The following is a 14,894-nucleotide window of genomic DNA, read 5'->3' as shown; positions in this document are numbered from 1 at the left end:
AGGGAGGCCGCTCGGCGCGGCCTCCCTGGAGTCGTTCGTGCTGGTGCTCAGTGGAACGAGTCACCGCACGCGCAGCTGCCCTGCGCGTTGGGGTTGTCGATCGTGAAGCCCTGCTTCTGGATCGTGTCTTCGAAGTCGATCGAAGCTCCGTCGAGGTACGGCACGCTCATCTTGTCGACGACGACCTCGACGCCCGAGAAGTCGACGACGGCGTCGCCATCGAGGAGTCGCTCGTCGAAGTACAGCTGGTAGATCAGCCCGGAGCATCCGCCGGGCTGCACTGCAACACGCAACCGCAGGTCGTCGCGACCCTCCTGCTCGAGGAGGTTGCGCACCTTGTCGGCAGCGGGGTCGCTCAGCTTCACGCCGTGCGCGGTCTCGATGATCGTGTCGCTCATATCTCTCCTCGGTGCGTGGGAACGCGGAAAACCTGTCTCAATGGTAACCGCCGAATCGGCGTGCCGGTCCAGTTCGCTCTCAGGAACGGGAATCCCGCGCGTCGAGCCGTGCAAGGAACAGCGCTTCGCTGAGCAGGGCACGCTTGAACACGCCCAGGTGGAGCGACTCGTTGGGGCTATGCGCCCGCGAGTCGGGGTCTTCGACGCCGGTGACGAGGATCTGCGCCGACGGGAACTCCTCGACGAGCTCGGCGATGAACGGGATCGAGCCGCCCACCCCGATCTCGACCGGGGCCTTGCCCCAGGCATCCGTCATCGCCGCGTTCGACTCGGCGACCGCCCAGCCGGAGGTGTCGACGAGGAACGGACGGCCGAGTTCGATGCCGTCGATGGCGAGGTGCGCGCCGAACGGCGCGTGCTGCTCGAGGTGCTCGCGCAGGATCGCGAGCGCCTCGGTGTCGCTCTGCCCGGGTGCGATCCTCGCGCTCACCCGTACGGCGACGCTCGGAAGGAGGGTGTTCGAGGCGTTCGCGACACTCGGCGCGTCGATGCCGGTGACCGTGATCGCCGGCTGCGCCCAAATGCGCGACAGGATGGCTCCCCTTCCGATCGGGGTGACGCCGTCGAGGAGGCCGGCCTCGGCACGAAGCTGCGCCTCGTCGTATTCGGGGGTCTCGAGGTCAGCCGACGTGAGCCCCTCGACCGCGACCGAGCCGTCGGCGTCGTGGAGGGTCGAGAGCAGCCGGATCGCGGCGAGCATCGCGTCGGGGACCGCGCCGCCGAACATGCCCGAGTGCGAGGCGTGCGTGAGCGTCGAGATCGTGAGGCGGAACGCGACGGCGCCGCGAAGCGCCACCGTGAGCGCCGGCGTCTCGAGATCCCAGTTGTTCGAATCCGCCACCACAATCGCGTCGGCTTCGAGCACCTCCCGGTTCTCACGCAGGAAATTCGCGAACGAGAGGGAACCCGACTCCTCTTCGCCCTCGATGAAGAGCGCGATGCCGAGATCGAAGTCGGCTCCGAGCACCTCGGTGAGGGCCCGGATGGCGCCGATGTGGGCCATGATGCCCGCCTTGTCGTCTGCCGCTCCCCTGCCGTACAGGCGGTCGCCGCGCAGCGTGGGCTCGAACGGCGCCGACTCCCAGTCCTCGTCGAGCCCGGGGGGCTGCACGTCGTGGTGCGCGTAGAGCAGCACGGTGGGCCGACCGTTGCGCGCGGCGCGGCGCGCCACGACCGCGGGCTGACCGGGTGCGGCATCCGCCCCATCGCCGATCGCGGCGTGTCGAACCTCGACGAGATCGAACACGCCGAGACCGCGCACGAGCTCCGCGACGGCATCAGCGCTCGCCGCGACGTGCGCCCGGTCGAACGCCGCCCACGACACCGACGGGATCTTGACGAGGCGGGTGAGGTCGGCGATCGTCGCCGGGAATGCGGCGGTGACGGCGTCGCGAAGCGCCTCGGTCACGGTCGCGGGATCGGCGGAGGCGAAGTCGGTGGGAAGAGCGTCGGTCATGCCGGTAATCTTAAAGGCAACCGATCCGAGGATTCCCGTGGCAAAGCAACCGAACAGCACCGAAGAGCCGAGCGCAGAGTCGCTCGAAGAGACCCAGGCCCGCCTGAAGGCCGGCAAGGGTGCTCCCACGCCGAGCCGCAAGGAGCAGGAGGCCGCGAGGAAGCGGCCACTCGTGCCGAACGATCGCAAGGAGGCCGCGCGACAGGCTCGCGCGAAGACCGCCGAGGCACGCGAGCGTGCCCGTCTCGGCATGGCGGCCGGCGACGAGCGCTACCTCCCGATGCGCGACCGAGGGCCGCAGAAGAAGTACGTGCGCGACTACGTCGACGCGCGGTTCAGCATCGGTGAGGTCCTCATCCCGGTGATGTTCGCCGTCATCCTGCTCACGTTCGTGCCGAGCGTCGAGGCGCAGTCCATCGGCATCATCGCCCTGTGGGCGTTCTTCCTCGTCGCGGTCATCGACGTCGTCATCCTCGGCTTCCTCGTGCGGCGCAAGCTCGCCGCGAAGTTCGGGGCCGACAAGGTCGAGCGCGTGCGCTGGTACGCCGCGATGCGCGCACTCCAGTTGCGGCCGCTGCGACTGCCGAAGCCGCAAGTCAAGCGCGGTCACTACCCCTCCTGAGCCGGATGTCACGGCGCTCGCTCGACTGCCGTGCGAGCGCTTCGCGGCGACACCGCAGGCCGACGTCTCGACTCAGGCCCGTGAATACGCGCCGCCCCGCACGAGCGGCACGCGAGTCTCCTCGTCGCTGAGCGATCCGTGCTGCCCGATCATGGCCTCGGCCTGCCGGTTCGGCTCGCGGCGGTCGTAGTAGGCGATGCCCGACCTCGCCGCCAGGAGGATGTCGCCGATGCGGTCTCGCACCGCGTCGTCGACCGGCCCGTAGAGGCCGGCGGCGATCGCCTCGTCGCGGCCGAGCACCCACGACCGGTGCCCCTCGGCGGCGCGCCACCCGTCGAGGAGTGCGGTCCGGGCGCCGTCGCCGAGCTCGGGCTCGAAGTAGAGCGAGACGCAGCGCGGCTCGCCACCGACGTGCCGCACCCCTTCGAGGAGCTTCGGCCGGTCGTCGATGAACACATGGCGCTCGGCGGGCACGTCGATGACGCCGTGGTCGGCGGTCACGAGCAGGCCGGCGCCACGGGGCATCCGCGGCTCGAATGAGGCGAGTTCGGCGTCGAGCAGCTCGAGGATCGAAAGCCAGCGTTCCGACGCCCAACCGAAGGCGTGCGCGGCCTGGTCGAGTTCGGGCACGTAGAGATAGATGAGGCCTTCGGCGCCGGCGTCGAGCAATCGGCCGGCCTCGGCGAAGCGGTCGGCGACGGATGCCGCGGGCCGGTACTCGGCGCCGCGGAGCGCGGCGCGCGTGAACCCCGAGTCGGCGTAGCGTGCCGCGCCTATGGCGAAGCTCGCCATGCCCTCGTCGCGCGCGGTCTCGAACAGCGTCGGCGTTCGTTGCCAGGTCTCGGGCACCACGCCGGCGTCCCAGCCGCTCAGCTGGTTGATGACCCGGTCGTTCGCGGCGTCGAGCACCCGGTAGCCGACGAGCCCGTGCTCGCCCGGCATCCGACCCGTGGCGAATGTGGCGATCGCCGCGGCCGTGGTCGACGGGAACACCGTGCGGATTACGTCGCGCTTCGCCATGCGGGACGAGAGGAATCGCGCGTGCCCTGCCCTGGCCCGGATGTTCGCGGCCCCGAGGCCGTCGACGAGCACGACCACGGCGCTCCGGACGCGAGGCAGTTCGAAGGTGTTCGGCACGCCGCGCAGACTCGCGAGCGAACTGCCGAGCACCCCGGCAAGGCGTGGAGCGCTGTCGGCCGGCACCGGTAGCATTGCAGGCATCGCGCCCAGTCTGGCACAGGCCGGGTGCGCCCTGTTCCTCCGTGCCTGCCACACCCCCGACCGAGACGACGGATGACCCGAGCCAAGAATCAGCCCGCAGACGAGACCATCGTCGAACGCATCGAAGACGTCGACGTCGCCACCGAGATGCAGGGCTCGTTCCTCGAGTACGCGTACTCGGTGATCTACTCGCGAGCCCTTCCCGACGCGAGAGACGGCCTGAAACCGGTGCAGCGGCGCATCCTCTACCAGATGGTCGAGATGGGCTTGCGACCCGAGCGCGGGCACGTGAAGTCCGCTCGCGTCGTCGGCGAGGTCATGGGCAAGCTGCATCCCCACGGCGACACCGCCATCTACGACGCGCTCGTGCGCATGGCGCAGTCGTTCACGCTCCGGGTGCCGCTCATCGACGGGCACGGCAACTTCGGATCGCTCGACGACGGGCCCGCAGCACCGCGATACACCGAGGCGCGCCTCGCCTCCCCCGCCCTCGCGATGACCGAAGGGCTCGACGAAGACGTCGTCGACTTCGTGCCGAACTACGACAACCAGCTCACGCAGCCCGACGTGCTGCCCGCGGCCTACCCCAACCTGCTCGTCAACGGGGCGAGCGGCATCGCCGTCGGCATGGCCACGAACATGGCGCCGCACAACCTCATCGAGGTCGTCGGGGCCGCGCGACACCTGATCGCCAACCCCGATGCGACGCTCGACGACCTGATGGAGTTCGTGCCCGGCCCCGATCTCCCCACCGGCGGCACCATCGTGGGGCTCTCGGGCATCAAAGACGCCTACGCCACCGGCCGCGGCAGCTTCAAGACGCGCGCCAAGGTGAGCGTCGAGAGCATCACGGCGCGCAAGACGGGCCTCGTCGTTACCGAGCTGCCGTATCTCGTCGGTCCTGAGAAGGTCATCGAGAAGATCAAAGACGGCGTCAACGCCAAGAAGATCAGCGGCATCTCGGATGTCACCGACCTCACCGACCGCACGAACGGCCTCCGACTCGTCATCGGCATCAAGACGGGCTTCAGCCCAGAGGCCGTGCTCGAGCAGCTCTACCGGCTCACTCCCCTCGAAGACTCGTTCAACATCAACAACGTGGCCCTCGTCGACGGCGGTCCGCAGACCCTCGGCCTGCGGGAGCTGCTGCAGGTCTACGTCGCCCATCGCATCCAGGTGGTCACTCGGCGGTCGGAATACCGACTGGCTCGGCGGCGCGAACGGCTCCATCTCGTCGACGGGCTGCTCATCGCGATCCTCGACATCGACGAGGTCATCCAGGTCATCCGCTCGAGCGACGACACCGCGGCGGCGCGGGCACGCCTCATGGAGGTCTTCGACCTCAGCCTCGTGCAGACCGACTACATCCTCGAACTGCAGTTGCGGCGCCTTACGAAGTTCTCGCGAATCGAACTCGAGGCCGAGCGCGACCGGTTGCGCGCCGAGATCGAGGAGCTCGTGGCGCTGCTCTCGAGTCGCCACCGAATCGAGGCGCTCGTCTCCGATGAGCTCGCCGAGATCGCCGAGCGGTTCGGCACGCCGCGTCGTACGCTGCTCACCGACGCGCGCCCGAGCATCGCCGGAGCAGCCGCCAAGCGTGCTGCCGCAGTGCTCGAGGTGGCGGGATGTCGCGTGCCGCGTGTTCCTGAGCGCCACGGGCCGCATCGCTCGCGTCGACCTTCCCGAGGGCGACAACGGCACCGCCACGATCGCACCGCCGGCCCGGCGCAGCAAGCACGACGCCATCCGCTCGACGCTCGACACCACGAGCCGCGCCGAGATCGGGGCGGTGACGAGCCTCGGTCGCCTCATCCGCTTCACGCCCGTCGACCTGCCGATGCTCCCGCCGACGTCGGTGCAGCTCGGCGCGGGCGTCAAGGTGGCCGACTACCTGAACCTGCCCAATCGCGATGAGCGGGTGCTCGCGCTCGTCTCACTCGACGCCGACCGCTCGATCGTGCTCGGCACGAAGCAGGGTGTCGTCAAACGCGTCGCGACCGGTGCGTACCCGAGCAAGCCTGAATTCGAGGTGATCGGACTCAAGGTCGGTGACGAGGTCATCGGCGCGGTCCAGGGCGGCGAAGACGACGAGCTCGTCTTCGTGGCCTCCGACGCGCAGCTCCTGAGATTCCCCGCGTCGACGGTACGGCCGCAGGGATGCCCCGCCGGAGGCATGGCGGGCATCAATCTCGGTGCCGATGCGCACGTCGTGCACTTCACGAGCCTGCCGGCGGATGCCGCGGCCGAGGCCCTGGTCGTCACGATCGCCGGTCACAGCGACACGCTCCCCGGCACCGATCCGGGCAGCGCGAAGGTCAGCGACTTCAGCGAGTTCCCGCCCAAGGGACGCGCGACCGGTGGCGTGCGCGCGCAGCGCTTCCTCAAGGGCGAAGACGTTCTGCACCTCGCCTGGGTGGGGCGCTCCCCCGCGCTTGCCGTGGGCGCCGACGGCTCGTCCCGGCAGTTGCCCGACGGCGGCGCGAAACGAGACGCCTCCGGCCAGCCGCTCGAGTCCGTCGTCGCCGCGATCGGCTGCCGCATCGGCTGACCGTCGCCCGGCACCCTTGACGCCGGCTCCATCGGGGTGCATATTCGCCCACGTGGCCGGATCCTCTTGCGATGCTCTTCGGGACTCGCGACCGGCTCTCGACGGACGGAGCCACCGATGACGCGATCTGCACTCCACGAGACGATCCACGGGCGAGTGCTGGAACCGGGCGACGCCGGCTACGACGCCGCACGCACCGTGTGGAACGGGATGATCGATCGGCGGCCTCGGTACATCGTGCAATGCGCTGATACCGCCGACGTCGCCGCGTGCATCCGGTTCGCCACGGATCACGATCTCGACGTGGGGATCCGCTGCGGCGGTCACGGCATCGTCGGCCACGCCGTCGCCGATGACGGACTCATGATCGACCTTCGTCCGATGGGCGACGTGACCGTCGACCCGGCCACGCGCCGTGCCCGGGTGCAGGGCGGGGCTCTGCTCGGAGCGCTCGACCGGGCAGCGCAGCAGCACGGCCTGGCGACGACGGCCGGGAATGTGTCGCATACTGGCGTCGGCGGCCTCACCCTCGGCGGCGGCATGGGCTGGCTTGCACGACAGCACGGCCTCGCGTGCGACAACGTGATCTCGTTCGAGGTCGTCACCGCGAGCGGCGAGACGCTGCGGGTGAGCGCCGACGAGCACCCTGAGCTGTACTGGGCGCTGCGCGGTGGTGGCGGCAACTTCGGGGTCGTGACCGAGTTCGAGTTCGCGCTCCATCCCGAACCCGGAACTGCGATCGCCGCGGCGTTCCGCTTCCCATATGCCACGGCGCCCCGGGCGATGCGGCGCTGGCGCGACCTGAGCGCCTCAGCACCTCGACAGGCGACGTTCGAGGCGATCATCGGGGCGGATGGCGTCTCGCTCGGCCTCGTCTGGGTCGGCGACCCCGATGACGGCGCCGCCGAGATCTCGACGCTTGCCGGTGAGTTCGCCGAGGTCGCCGAACCCGAGGGGCGATCCGTCGAGGCTTTGTCGTACCTCGAGCTCCAGACCCGCGAAGACGACATCGAGGGCCACGCCTGGCGGCGGTACTGGAAGGGTCACTACTTCAACGAGCTCGGCGACGACCTCATCGACGCGCTGCTCGCACGCGATGGAGACGACCTGCCCGACGTCAGCCTGCAGGCCTATGGAGGCGCGATCGCCGACGTCGCCGACGCGGAGACCGCGTTCTCGGGCCGCGACACGGCATTCGAGTTCGTGGCGGCCTCGCGCTGGACAGATCCCGCCGACGACGAGCGACGCATCTCCGCCGCGCGCCGCTATGCGGGCACCTTGGGGAGGTTCGCGAGCGGCGCCTACGTCAACGTCCTCGGCAACGACGGTGACGCAGGCATCCGAAGGGCATTCTCAGAGGAGAACCTCCGACGGCTGACTGCCGTCAAAGATGCCTATGATCCCGGGAACCTCTTCCACCTGAACCAGAACATCCGGCCGTCAGGCGGCTGATCAGGCGTCGATGCGGTCGCGCTCGAGTGCGTCGGAGCTGTCGATGATGAACTCCTTGCGCGGCGCCACCTCGTTGCCCATGAGCAGCTCGAACACCCGGCCGGCGTTCTCGGCGTCGCCGATGCCGACACGTCGGAGCGTGCGATGGCCGCGATCCATCGTGGTCGTCGCCAGCTGGTCGGCATCCATCTCGCCGAGGCCCTTGTATCGCTGGATCGGGTCCTGGTATCGCTTGCCCTGCTTCTTGAGCGTCGCGAGCACTCCGACCAGCTCGGCTTCGGAGTAGGTGTAGATCGTCTCGTTCGGCTTCGAACCCGGATTCATGATGACCACGCGGTGCAGAGGCGGCACGGCTGCGAACACACGCCCCTGCTCGATCATCGGACGCATATAGCGGAAGAACAGCGTGAGCAGCAGCGTGCGGATGTGGGCGCCGTCGACGTCGGCGTCGCTCATGATGATGACCTTGCCGTAGCGAGCGGTCGCGATGTCGAAGCTGCGCCCGGAGCCTGCGCCGATCACCTGGATGATCGAGGCGCACTCGGCGTTGCCGAGCATGTCGGACACGCTCGCCTTCTGCACGTTGAGGATCTTGCCGCGGATGGGCAGCAGCGCCTGGTGCTCGCTGTCGCGCGCGAGCTTGGCCGTGCCGAGCGCCGAGTCGCCCTCGACGATGAACAGCTCGCTGTGCGCGACGTCGTTCGAGCGGCAGTCCACGAGCTTCGCCGGCAACGACGAGCTCTCGAGCGCGTTCTTACGGCGTTGTGTCTCCTTGTGGGCGCGAGCGGAGATGCGCGACTTCATCTCGGCCACGACCTTGTCGAGCAGCAACGCCGATTGCGCCTTGTCGTCGCGCTTGGTCGAGGAGAACCTCGCGCCGAGCTCTTTCGTCAGGACATTCGCGACGATGGCCCGAGCGGCGGGAGTGCCGAGCACCTCTTTCGTCTGGCCCTCGAACTGCGGCTCGGGCAGCCGCACGGTGATCACCGCGGTGAGGCCGGCCATCACGTCGTCCTTCTCGAGCTTGTCGTTGCCGGCCTTGAGGCGGCGCGCGTTCAGCTCGACCTGCTGCCGCAGGAACTTGAGCATGCCCTGGTCGAATCCCGCCTGGTGCGTGCCGCCCTTCGGCGTCGCGATGATGTTCACGAACGACCGCACCACGGTCTCGTACCCCGTGCCCCAGCGCAATGCGATGTCGACCTGGCATTCTCTCTGCAGCTCGGTCGGCACCATCGCCCCGCCGGGGGTGAGCACGGGCACGGTCTCGGTGAAGTGGCCGGTGCCCGTCAGGCGCCAGACGTCGGTGAGCGGGGCATCCGTCGAGAGGTGCTCGACGAACTCGGAGATGCCGCCGTCGAACTGGAACGACGACGTGTGGGTCTGCTCGCCGCGCTCGTCGACGACATCGATCGCGAGGCCCGGCACGAGGTACGCCGTCTGCCGGGCGCGCCCCAGCAGTTCCTCGGTCTGGAACTCGGCGCCCTTCGTGAAGATCTGCCGATCGGCCCAGTACCGAATGCGGGTCCCGGTCACGCCCTTGGCGACCTTGCCGACTACCCGGAGCTCGCTGCGCTGCTCGAACGGCGTGAAGGGCGCATCGGGTGTGGGCTCACCCGAGTCGGTGAAGATGCCCGGCTCGCCACGGTGGAACGACATCGCCCACGTCTTGCCGTCGCGATCGACCTCGACGTCGAGGCGCTCGGAAAGGGCGTTGACGACGGATGCCCCGACGCCGTGCAACCCGCCGGAAGCCGCATACGAGCCCGAGCCGAACTTGCCGCCCGCGTGCAGCTTCGTGAAGACGACTTCGACGCCGCTGAGCCCGGTCTTCGGCTCGGCGTCGACCGGAATGCCGCGTGCACGGTCGCGAACCTCGACGCTGCCGTCGGGATGGAGCGTCACGCCGATCTCATTGCCGTGCCCGCCCAGCGCCTCGTCGACGGAGTTGTCGATGATCTCCCAGAGGCAGTGCATGAGGCCGCGCGAGTCGGTCGAACCGATGTACATGCCGGGGCGTTTGCGCACCGCCTCGAGTCCCTCGAGTACGGAGAGATGGCGGGCGGAATAGTCGGAGCTCACGTCGGTCAAGCCTAGTGACGGGAGGTGACACCTTCGGTCAGGCACTACGCGCAGAGCGAAATGCCCGGCTCAAGGGAAGGCAGATGCCGCGGGGCGTGTTTTCATTGATGAACGCAAGAACGAGTGTGAGCGACGGAGGAGGAGCCATGACTCAGCACACCGAGAGCACCGGTGCAGTCGATGAACTCGAGACCCCTTACGAGCTCACCGCCCTGGACCGATGCGATGCCTGCGGCGCGCAGGCCTACATCCGCGTCGTGGTCGCGAGCGGCGAATTGCTGTTCTGCGCACACCACGGACGCAAGCACCAGGAGAAGCTCGCGCAGATCGCGCACAGCTGGCACGACGAGTCGAGCCGACTGCTCGCCGACGACCGCAGCTGATCCCCAAGAGCTCGAACACGAACGCCCCGGTCTCCACCGGGGCGTTCGTCATGTCGGGCGCGCCCTCGCCGAACGCGGGCGCAACCCTCAGGGATTCATCGCGGATGCCGCAGCGCGGGCCCTGTTCAATTGCGCCTCGCGCGCAGCCTCGGCGTAGCCGTCGACGACCGACGCCTGCGCACCGGGCCGGTACTCGACGCCCGCGCGCGCAGCGGCGCCGCCCAGCAGGTCGTCGGCAAGCGCGGGATTCTTCGCGAGCACCGGGCCGTGCAGGTGCGTGCCGACGACGCTGCCCATGACGACGCCCTCCTGGGCGGAGTCCCTGCCGTTGCCACTGCCGACGCGCACGCGTCCGAGCGGCGAGCCTTCGGCTCCGACGTAGTCGCGAGAGTGGTTTTCGAACCCCACGAGGATCCCGAACCGGGGCGAGGCGACGACGAGGTCGCCGGTGATGCGGGATCGTCGGGGCACCGCGCGACCCGGCAGGATGCCGAGCCCTTCGAGGCCCGTGCCGTCAGGACGTTCGATGCCCCAGCTGAGCAGTTCCCACCCCGTGCCGACCGCGAGCATGGGCACGCCTTCGGTCGCCCAGCGACGCAGCTCATCGTGCATCGTCAGGAGGACCGCGCGGCTGGACTCGAGCGACGCGTCGCTTCCGGAGCCGAGCACGACCGCATCGACCCGATCGGGAAGGTCGGCGCGCGACTCCACGGCGACGAGCTGCACGGCGAGTGCCGCCCACCTCGCGCGAGCGGCGAGCACTGCGGCGTTCTCCGCGTCACCGTTCGTGTTCTGGAGGCCCGGGAGCAGCGAGACGATCGTGAGGGTCATTCCGCTCCCCTGAGTCCGAGGTGGGCGCGGGTACGGCGCATCGCGTCGGCCGTGAAGACGATCGTCTTCACGCCCGAGTCGGGCGCCGGTGCTGCGAGGAAGTCGTCGAGTGCTCGAGCCAGGTCGGGTTCGACGCGGTCGATCACCACTCCGTCGTAGGCGAGCATGAGTGCGGCTTCGGCGGCCTTCGATCCGCTGACGATCGAGACCCGGCGGAGCGAAGCGGCCTCCGTCGGCCAGAAGTACGACGGATCGCGAACGTCGGAGCCCATCGCGAAGAGCAGCTGCTCGGTGCCTGGTGCGATGCTGTCGATGTTCAGCTGGTAGCTCGCGGGGTTCTGGACGAGCACGAACTCCACCTCGTGACCGCGTACCGTCACTCGCTCGCCGCGGCCGAACACCGCGGGGATCTCGCTGAGGGCTCGCGCCGCCGTTTCAGCCGAGAAGCGATCGTCGAGCACCGCTTGGGCGGTCGCATAGGCGGCTGCTGCATCGACGGCGTAGTGCACGCCGCGTGCCGGCAGCTCGATCGAGACGGTCGAACGGCCGTCGCTGATCGTCGCGCCCCGGCCGGTGACGGATTCGACGCGGACGCCGTCGCCCTCGAACCGCTCGGGAGTCGTCTCGGTGTAGCCGAGTCCGCGCGTGGTCGAATCGAGCACGTCCTGCGAGACCCCGAAGCGTCGCACGTCGACGCCGGGCCGGACCCTGCCCGCGAGTCGCTCGAGGTACGCGTCGTCGGCGTTCACCACGACCGTCTCTCCGGCGCGGGCGGCGATACGACCGAGCATCCCGGCCACCATCTCGGAGTCGTGGAAACGGTCGATCTGGTCGACCATGACGTTCATGAGCGTCACGACTCGCGCGTCGACGCCCTGCATCACGAGGGCGCCATGACCTTCGTCCATCTCGAGCACGGCGACGTCGCCGGGCACCCGACCCCGCCAATCGGCCCGTTCGAGCAGCGCGGAGGTGAGACCCTGGCTGATGTTCGCAGTCGACGGGTTCGTGAACACGTCGACGCCGTGGGCGCGGAGAATCGCCACGAGCATCTTGGTCGTCGTCGACTTGCCGCTCGAGCCCGACACGACCACAAGCCCCTGCGGGAACCCCGACAGGGTGCGCTTCAGGTAGCCGGGAGCGATGCGGTTGACGATGAGGCCCGGAACGGCCGAACCGCCGCCCGGCTTGCGCAGCCTGGCGGCGAATCGGACGCACCTGCCGACGAGGATCGCCGGCGCGTAGCGCACCAGCGGCCTACTCGAGGTAGTCGCGGAGCGACTGCGAGCGCGACGGGTGGCGGAGCTTCGCCATCGTCTTCGACTCGATCTGGCGGATCCGCTCGCGCGTGACGCCGAAGGTGTCGCCGATCTGGTCGAGGGTCTTCGGCATGCCGTCGCCGAGGCCGAAGCGCATGCGGATGACGCCTGCCTCACGCTCGGAGAGCGAGTCGAGGAGCGACTCGAGCTGCTTCTGCAGCATCGTGAAGCCCACGGCGTCGGCCGGGACGACCGCCTCGGTGTCTTCGATGAGATCGCCGAACTCGCTGTCGCCGTCTTCACCGAGCGGGGTGTGCAGTGAGATCGGCTCTCGGCCGTACTTCTGCACCTCGATGACCTTCTCGGGGGTCATGTCGAGCTCCCGCGAGAGCTCCTCGGGCGTGGGCTCGCGGCCCAGGTCTTGGAGCATCTGGCGCTGCACGCGGGCGAGCTTGTTGATGACCTCGACCATGTGCACCGGGATGCGGATGGTGCGGGCCTGATCGGCCATGGCGCGGGTGATCGCCTGGCGGATCCACCACGTCGCGTAGGTTGAGAACTTGAAGCCCTTGGTGTAGTCGAACTTCTCGACTGCACGGATGAGGCCCAGGTTTCCCTCCTGGATCAGGTCGAGGAACTGCATGCCGCGACCCGTGTAGCGCTTCGCGAGCGAGACCACGAGCCGCAGGTTCGCGCCGAGCAGGTGGCTCTTCGCGCGCTGGCCGTCTTTCGCGACCCACTGCAGTTCACGGCCGAGCTGCGAGCGCCGCTCGGCATCGGTCATGTGCGAGAGCTTCTCCTCGGCGAACAGGCCGGCCTCGATGCGCATCGCGAGCTCGACCTCTTCGGCCGCGTTCAGGAGCGCGACCTTTCCGATCTGCTTCAGGTAGTCCTTGACGGGGTCGGCCGTGGCGCCGGTGATGGCGCTCGAGTAGACCGGAACCTCGTCTTCGTCGTCGACCGCGCGCAAGACGAGCGCTCCAGTCGGGTGCGGCTCGACCGCGACGGGCTTCGCGTCGTCGTCATCGGATGCGGCGTCGTCGCCCTGCTCCTCGGTGACGACCGCCTCGACGACGACCTCCTCGAGCTCGCCGGGCTCGACCTCCTCGTCGTCTTCGCCGTTGGCGGCCTTGGCCTTGCCTTTCGGCTTCGTCGTAGTCTTCGCGGTCGACGCGCGCGGCGTCTTCGCCGCCGGCGTCGCCGAACCCTTCGTCGCCGGTGCCTTCGCAGCAGCCGGCTTCGCCTTCGCGGCCGTCGACTTCGCGGCAGTCGCGCGCTTCGTGGCGGGCTTCTCAGCCTCTGCCTCGCTCTTCGCCGACGTCGCAGCCTTCGTCGTTGCCATACGTTGAACCTCTCCTACCGTTGCGCGGCGCGCGTGCCCTCTCGGACCCTCGGCGCGTGCTGTCGGCCCGGTCGTTTTCGGACACTATGAGGACCCATGTCAAGTCCGCATCTCGACGCAACCATGATTGCGCTGCGGACCAGAACGGGTCCTGCCCCCATTATACAGGCGGACGCTCCGCAAGAGCACCGTGGCGAGCCCGCGCGTCGCCTCCACTATGGGGAACACACCGGCGGCCCGTGACATTCCCCGAAACGCCGTCCGGATCCGGCGCGGCACTCCGCCCAGATCAGCTGCCGAGCGGGGAGTCGTCGTCGCGTGTGCGGCGGAATGCGAGGAACTTCTCGAGCTCGGCGGCGATCTCGTCGGCCGAGGGCAGCTCCCCGTCTTCGTCGGTGAGCGGCGAGCGGAGCGTCGTGCCCTCCATATAGGAGTCGTGCCGCTCCTCGAGTGTGCCCACGAGCTTGCCGAGCTCGCCGTTCTCGGCCACCTGCTCGTCGATGCGCGCGACGAACTCGCGGCTCTGCTCGCGAAGGACATCGGTCGGGAAGATCCGGCCCGTCGAGGCGCTGATGACCTCGAGCGCCGCGATCGCCGCGGCGGGATACTCCGCGTCGGCGAGATAGTGCGGAATCAGCAGCACGAAGCCCGTCGTCGGGTGGCCGAGCTCGTGCAGGCGGTACTCGACGAGGTGCAGGGCGTTCGCGGGAACCTGGGTCGTCGGCCGCCAGATCGACATCGCCTCGATGAGCTCGGTGCGATTGCCACTCACGGTGACCCCGATCGGCCTCGTATGCGGGACCGGCATCGGAATCGCGTTGATCCACGTCGTGGTCGAGACCTTGAGGTCTTCGATGAGCCCCATGACGGCCGAGCCGAACCGCTGCCACTGGAAGTCGGGTTCGTAGCCGGTGAGCAGGAGGAACGGCTGCCCGAGGTCGTCGGTCGCGAGGTCGAGCGAGAGGCGGGGCGGGCGAAAGTCGGCGAGGTGATCGCCCTGGAACAGGATGATCGGTCGGCGCGCGCGATAGTCGAGCAACTCGTCGGCATCGAACGTCGCCACGGTCGTGCTCTCGAGCGTCGACAGGAGGTAGGCGGTGGTCTGAGCCACCGCCCCGCCGGCGTCGGCGAAGCCCGTGAGTCCGGCCACGAGCGGGAGTCCAGGAGGTACCGTGACATCCGGATTCAGCTCGTAGAGGGAACGGGGATCGCGCATATCTCCAGCCTACTGAGGGGCACCGGA

Annotated in this window: 11 protein-coding genes and 1 pseudogene; 4 read left to right on the top strand and 8 right to left on the bottom strand. The window is 68.9% G+C overall.

What is annotated here, in order from left to right:
• Positions 1-47: 47 nt before the first annotated feature.
• Positions 48-398, bottom strand: a complete 351-nt coding sequence (gene erpA / locus QFZ29_RS07755; RefSeq protein ID WP_129520682.1) for an iron-sulfur cluster insertion protein ErpA — start codon at positions 396-398, stop codon at positions 48-50.
• A gap of 79 nt (positions 399-477) precedes the next feature.
• Positions 478-1,914, bottom strand: a complete 1,437-nt coding sequence (locus QFZ29_RS07750) for a dipeptidase (protein ID WP_306893599.1) — start codon at positions 1,912-1,914, stop codon at positions 478-480.
• Between the two features lie 37 nt (positions 1,915-1,951).
• Between QFZ29_RS07750 and QFZ29_RS07745 the strand changes: the two genes are divergently transcribed.
• Positions 1,952-2,536: a DUF3043 domain-containing protein gene (locus QFZ29_RS07745; RefSeq protein WP_306893597.1), complete on the top strand. Its 585-nt coding sequence runs from the start codon at positions 1,952-1,954 to the stop codon at positions 2,534-2,536.
• Between the two features lie 72 nt (positions 2,537-2,608).
• Here QFZ29_RS07745 and QFZ29_RS07740 read toward each other — a convergent pair whose 3' ends face one another.
• Complete coding sequence (locus QFZ29_RS07740) at positions 2,609-3,757, bottom strand: alkaline phosphatase family protein (protein WP_306893596.1); 1,149 nt, start codon at positions 3,755-3,757, stop codon at positions 2,609-2,611.
• 72 nt (positions 3,758-3,829) lie between these two features.
• On the opposite strand from QFZ29_RS07740, the pseudogene QFZ29_RS07735 reads away from it, so the two are divergent.
• Both QFZ29_RS07735 and QFZ29_RS07730 read left to right on the top strand, forming a co-directional pair.
• Positions 3,830-6,305 (top strand): annotated as a pseudogene (locus QFZ29_RS07735) (DNA gyrase/topoisomerase IV subunit A).
• 117 nt (positions 6,306-6,422) lie between these two features.
• Positions 6,423-7,757 (top strand): FAD-binding oxidoreductase, encoded by a 1,335-nt coding sequence (locus QFZ29_RS07730; RefSeq protein ID WP_306893595.1) that lies wholly within the window; start codon positions 6,423-6,425, stop codon positions 7,755-7,757.
• Here QFZ29_RS07730 and QFZ29_RS07725 read toward each other — a convergent pair whose 3' ends face one another.
• Entirely contained in the window at positions 7,758-9,836 is a 2,079-nt protein-coding gene (locus QFZ29_RS07725) for a DNA gyrase/topoisomerase IV subunit B (protein WP_129520688.1), read from the bottom strand.
• 146 nt (positions 9,837-9,982) lie between these two features.
• On the opposite strand from QFZ29_RS07725, the gene QFZ29_RS07720 reads away from it, so the two are divergent.
• Positions 9,983-10,219 carry a DUF7455 domain-containing protein gene (locus QFZ29_RS07720; protein WP_306893594.1) on the top strand — a complete coding sequence of 79 codons (237 nt, stop codon included), beginning with the start codon at positions 9,983-9,985 and terminating at the stop codon, positions 10,217-10,219.
• An 87-nt stretch (positions 10,220-10,306) separates the two neighbouring features.
• Here the strand turns inward: QFZ29_RS07720 and QFZ29_RS07715 are convergent, their stop codons facing one another.
• From QFZ29_RS07715 to QFZ29_RS07700, 4 genes are all read right to left on the bottom strand, one after another.
• The gene (locus QFZ29_RS07715) at positions 10,307-11,050 is read right to left on the bottom strand and encodes a type 1 glutamine amidotransferase (RefSeq protein ID WP_306893593.1); all 744 of its coding nucleotides are present in this window, start codon (positions 11,048-11,050) and stop codon (positions 10,307-10,309) included.
• A complete protein-coding gene (locus QFZ29_RS07710; RefSeq protein WP_306893592.1) occupies positions 11,047-12,300 on the bottom strand; it encodes a Mur ligase family protein in 1,254 nt (417 codons plus the stop codon). The genes QFZ29_RS07715 and QFZ29_RS07710 overlap by 4 nt, the downstream gene beginning before the upstream one ends.
• A gap of 7 nt (positions 12,301-12,307) precedes the next feature.
• A complete protein-coding gene (locus tag QFZ29_RS07705) occupies positions 12,308-13,651 on the bottom strand; it encodes an RNA polymerase sigma factor (RefSeq protein WP_306893591.1) in 1,344 nt (447 codons plus the stop codon).
• A gap of 289 nt (positions 13,652-13,940) precedes the next feature.
• Positions 13,941-14,867 (bottom strand): proteasome assembly chaperone family protein, encoded by a 927-nt coding sequence (locus tag QFZ29_RS07700; RefSeq protein ID WP_306893590.1) that lies wholly within the window; start codon positions 14,865-14,867, stop codon positions 13,941-13,943.
• Positions 14,868-14,894: the final 27 nt, after the last annotated feature.

Source organism: Agromyces albus (assembly GCF_030815405.1).
Classification (GTDB): Bacteria; Actinomycetota; Actinomycetes; order Actinomycetales; family Microbacteriaceae; genus Agromyces; species Agromyces albus_A.
The sequence above is the reverse complement of the archived record's forward strand: the minus strand, read 5'-3'. Positions and strand labels throughout refer to the sequence as shown.

Coding starts and splice junctions, on each gene's coding strand:
- QFZ29_RS07700 (WP_306893590.1), bottom strand. CDS start 14,867: ATGCGCGATCCCCGTTCCCTCTACGAGCTGAATCCGGATGTCACGGTA.
- QFZ29_RS07740 (WP_306893596.1), bottom strand. CDS start 3,757: ATGCCTGCAATGCTACCGGTGCCGGCCGACAGCGCTCCACGCCTTGCC.
- erpA (WP_129520682.1), bottom strand. CDS start 398: ATGAGCGACACGATCATCGAGACCGCGCACGGCGTGAAGCTGAGCGAC.
- QFZ29_RS07720 (WP_306893594.1), top strand. CDS start 9,983: ATGACTCAGCACACCGAGAGCACCGGTGCAGTCGATGAACTCGAGACC.
- QFZ29_RS07750 (WP_306893599.1), bottom strand. CDS start 1,914: ATGACCGACGCTCTTCCCACCGACTTCGCCTCCGCCGATCCCGCGACC.
- QFZ29_RS07730 (WP_306893595.1), top strand. CDS start 6,423: ATGACGCGATCTGCACTCCACGAGACGATCCACGGGCGAGTGCTGGAA.
- QFZ29_RS07705 (WP_306893591.1), bottom strand. CDS start 13,651: ATGGCAACGACGAAGGCTGCGACGTCGGCGAAGAGCGAGGCAGAGGCT.
- QFZ29_RS07715 (WP_306893593.1), bottom strand. CDS start 11,050: ATGACCCTCACGATCGTCTCGCTGCTCCCGGGCCTCCAGAACACGAAC.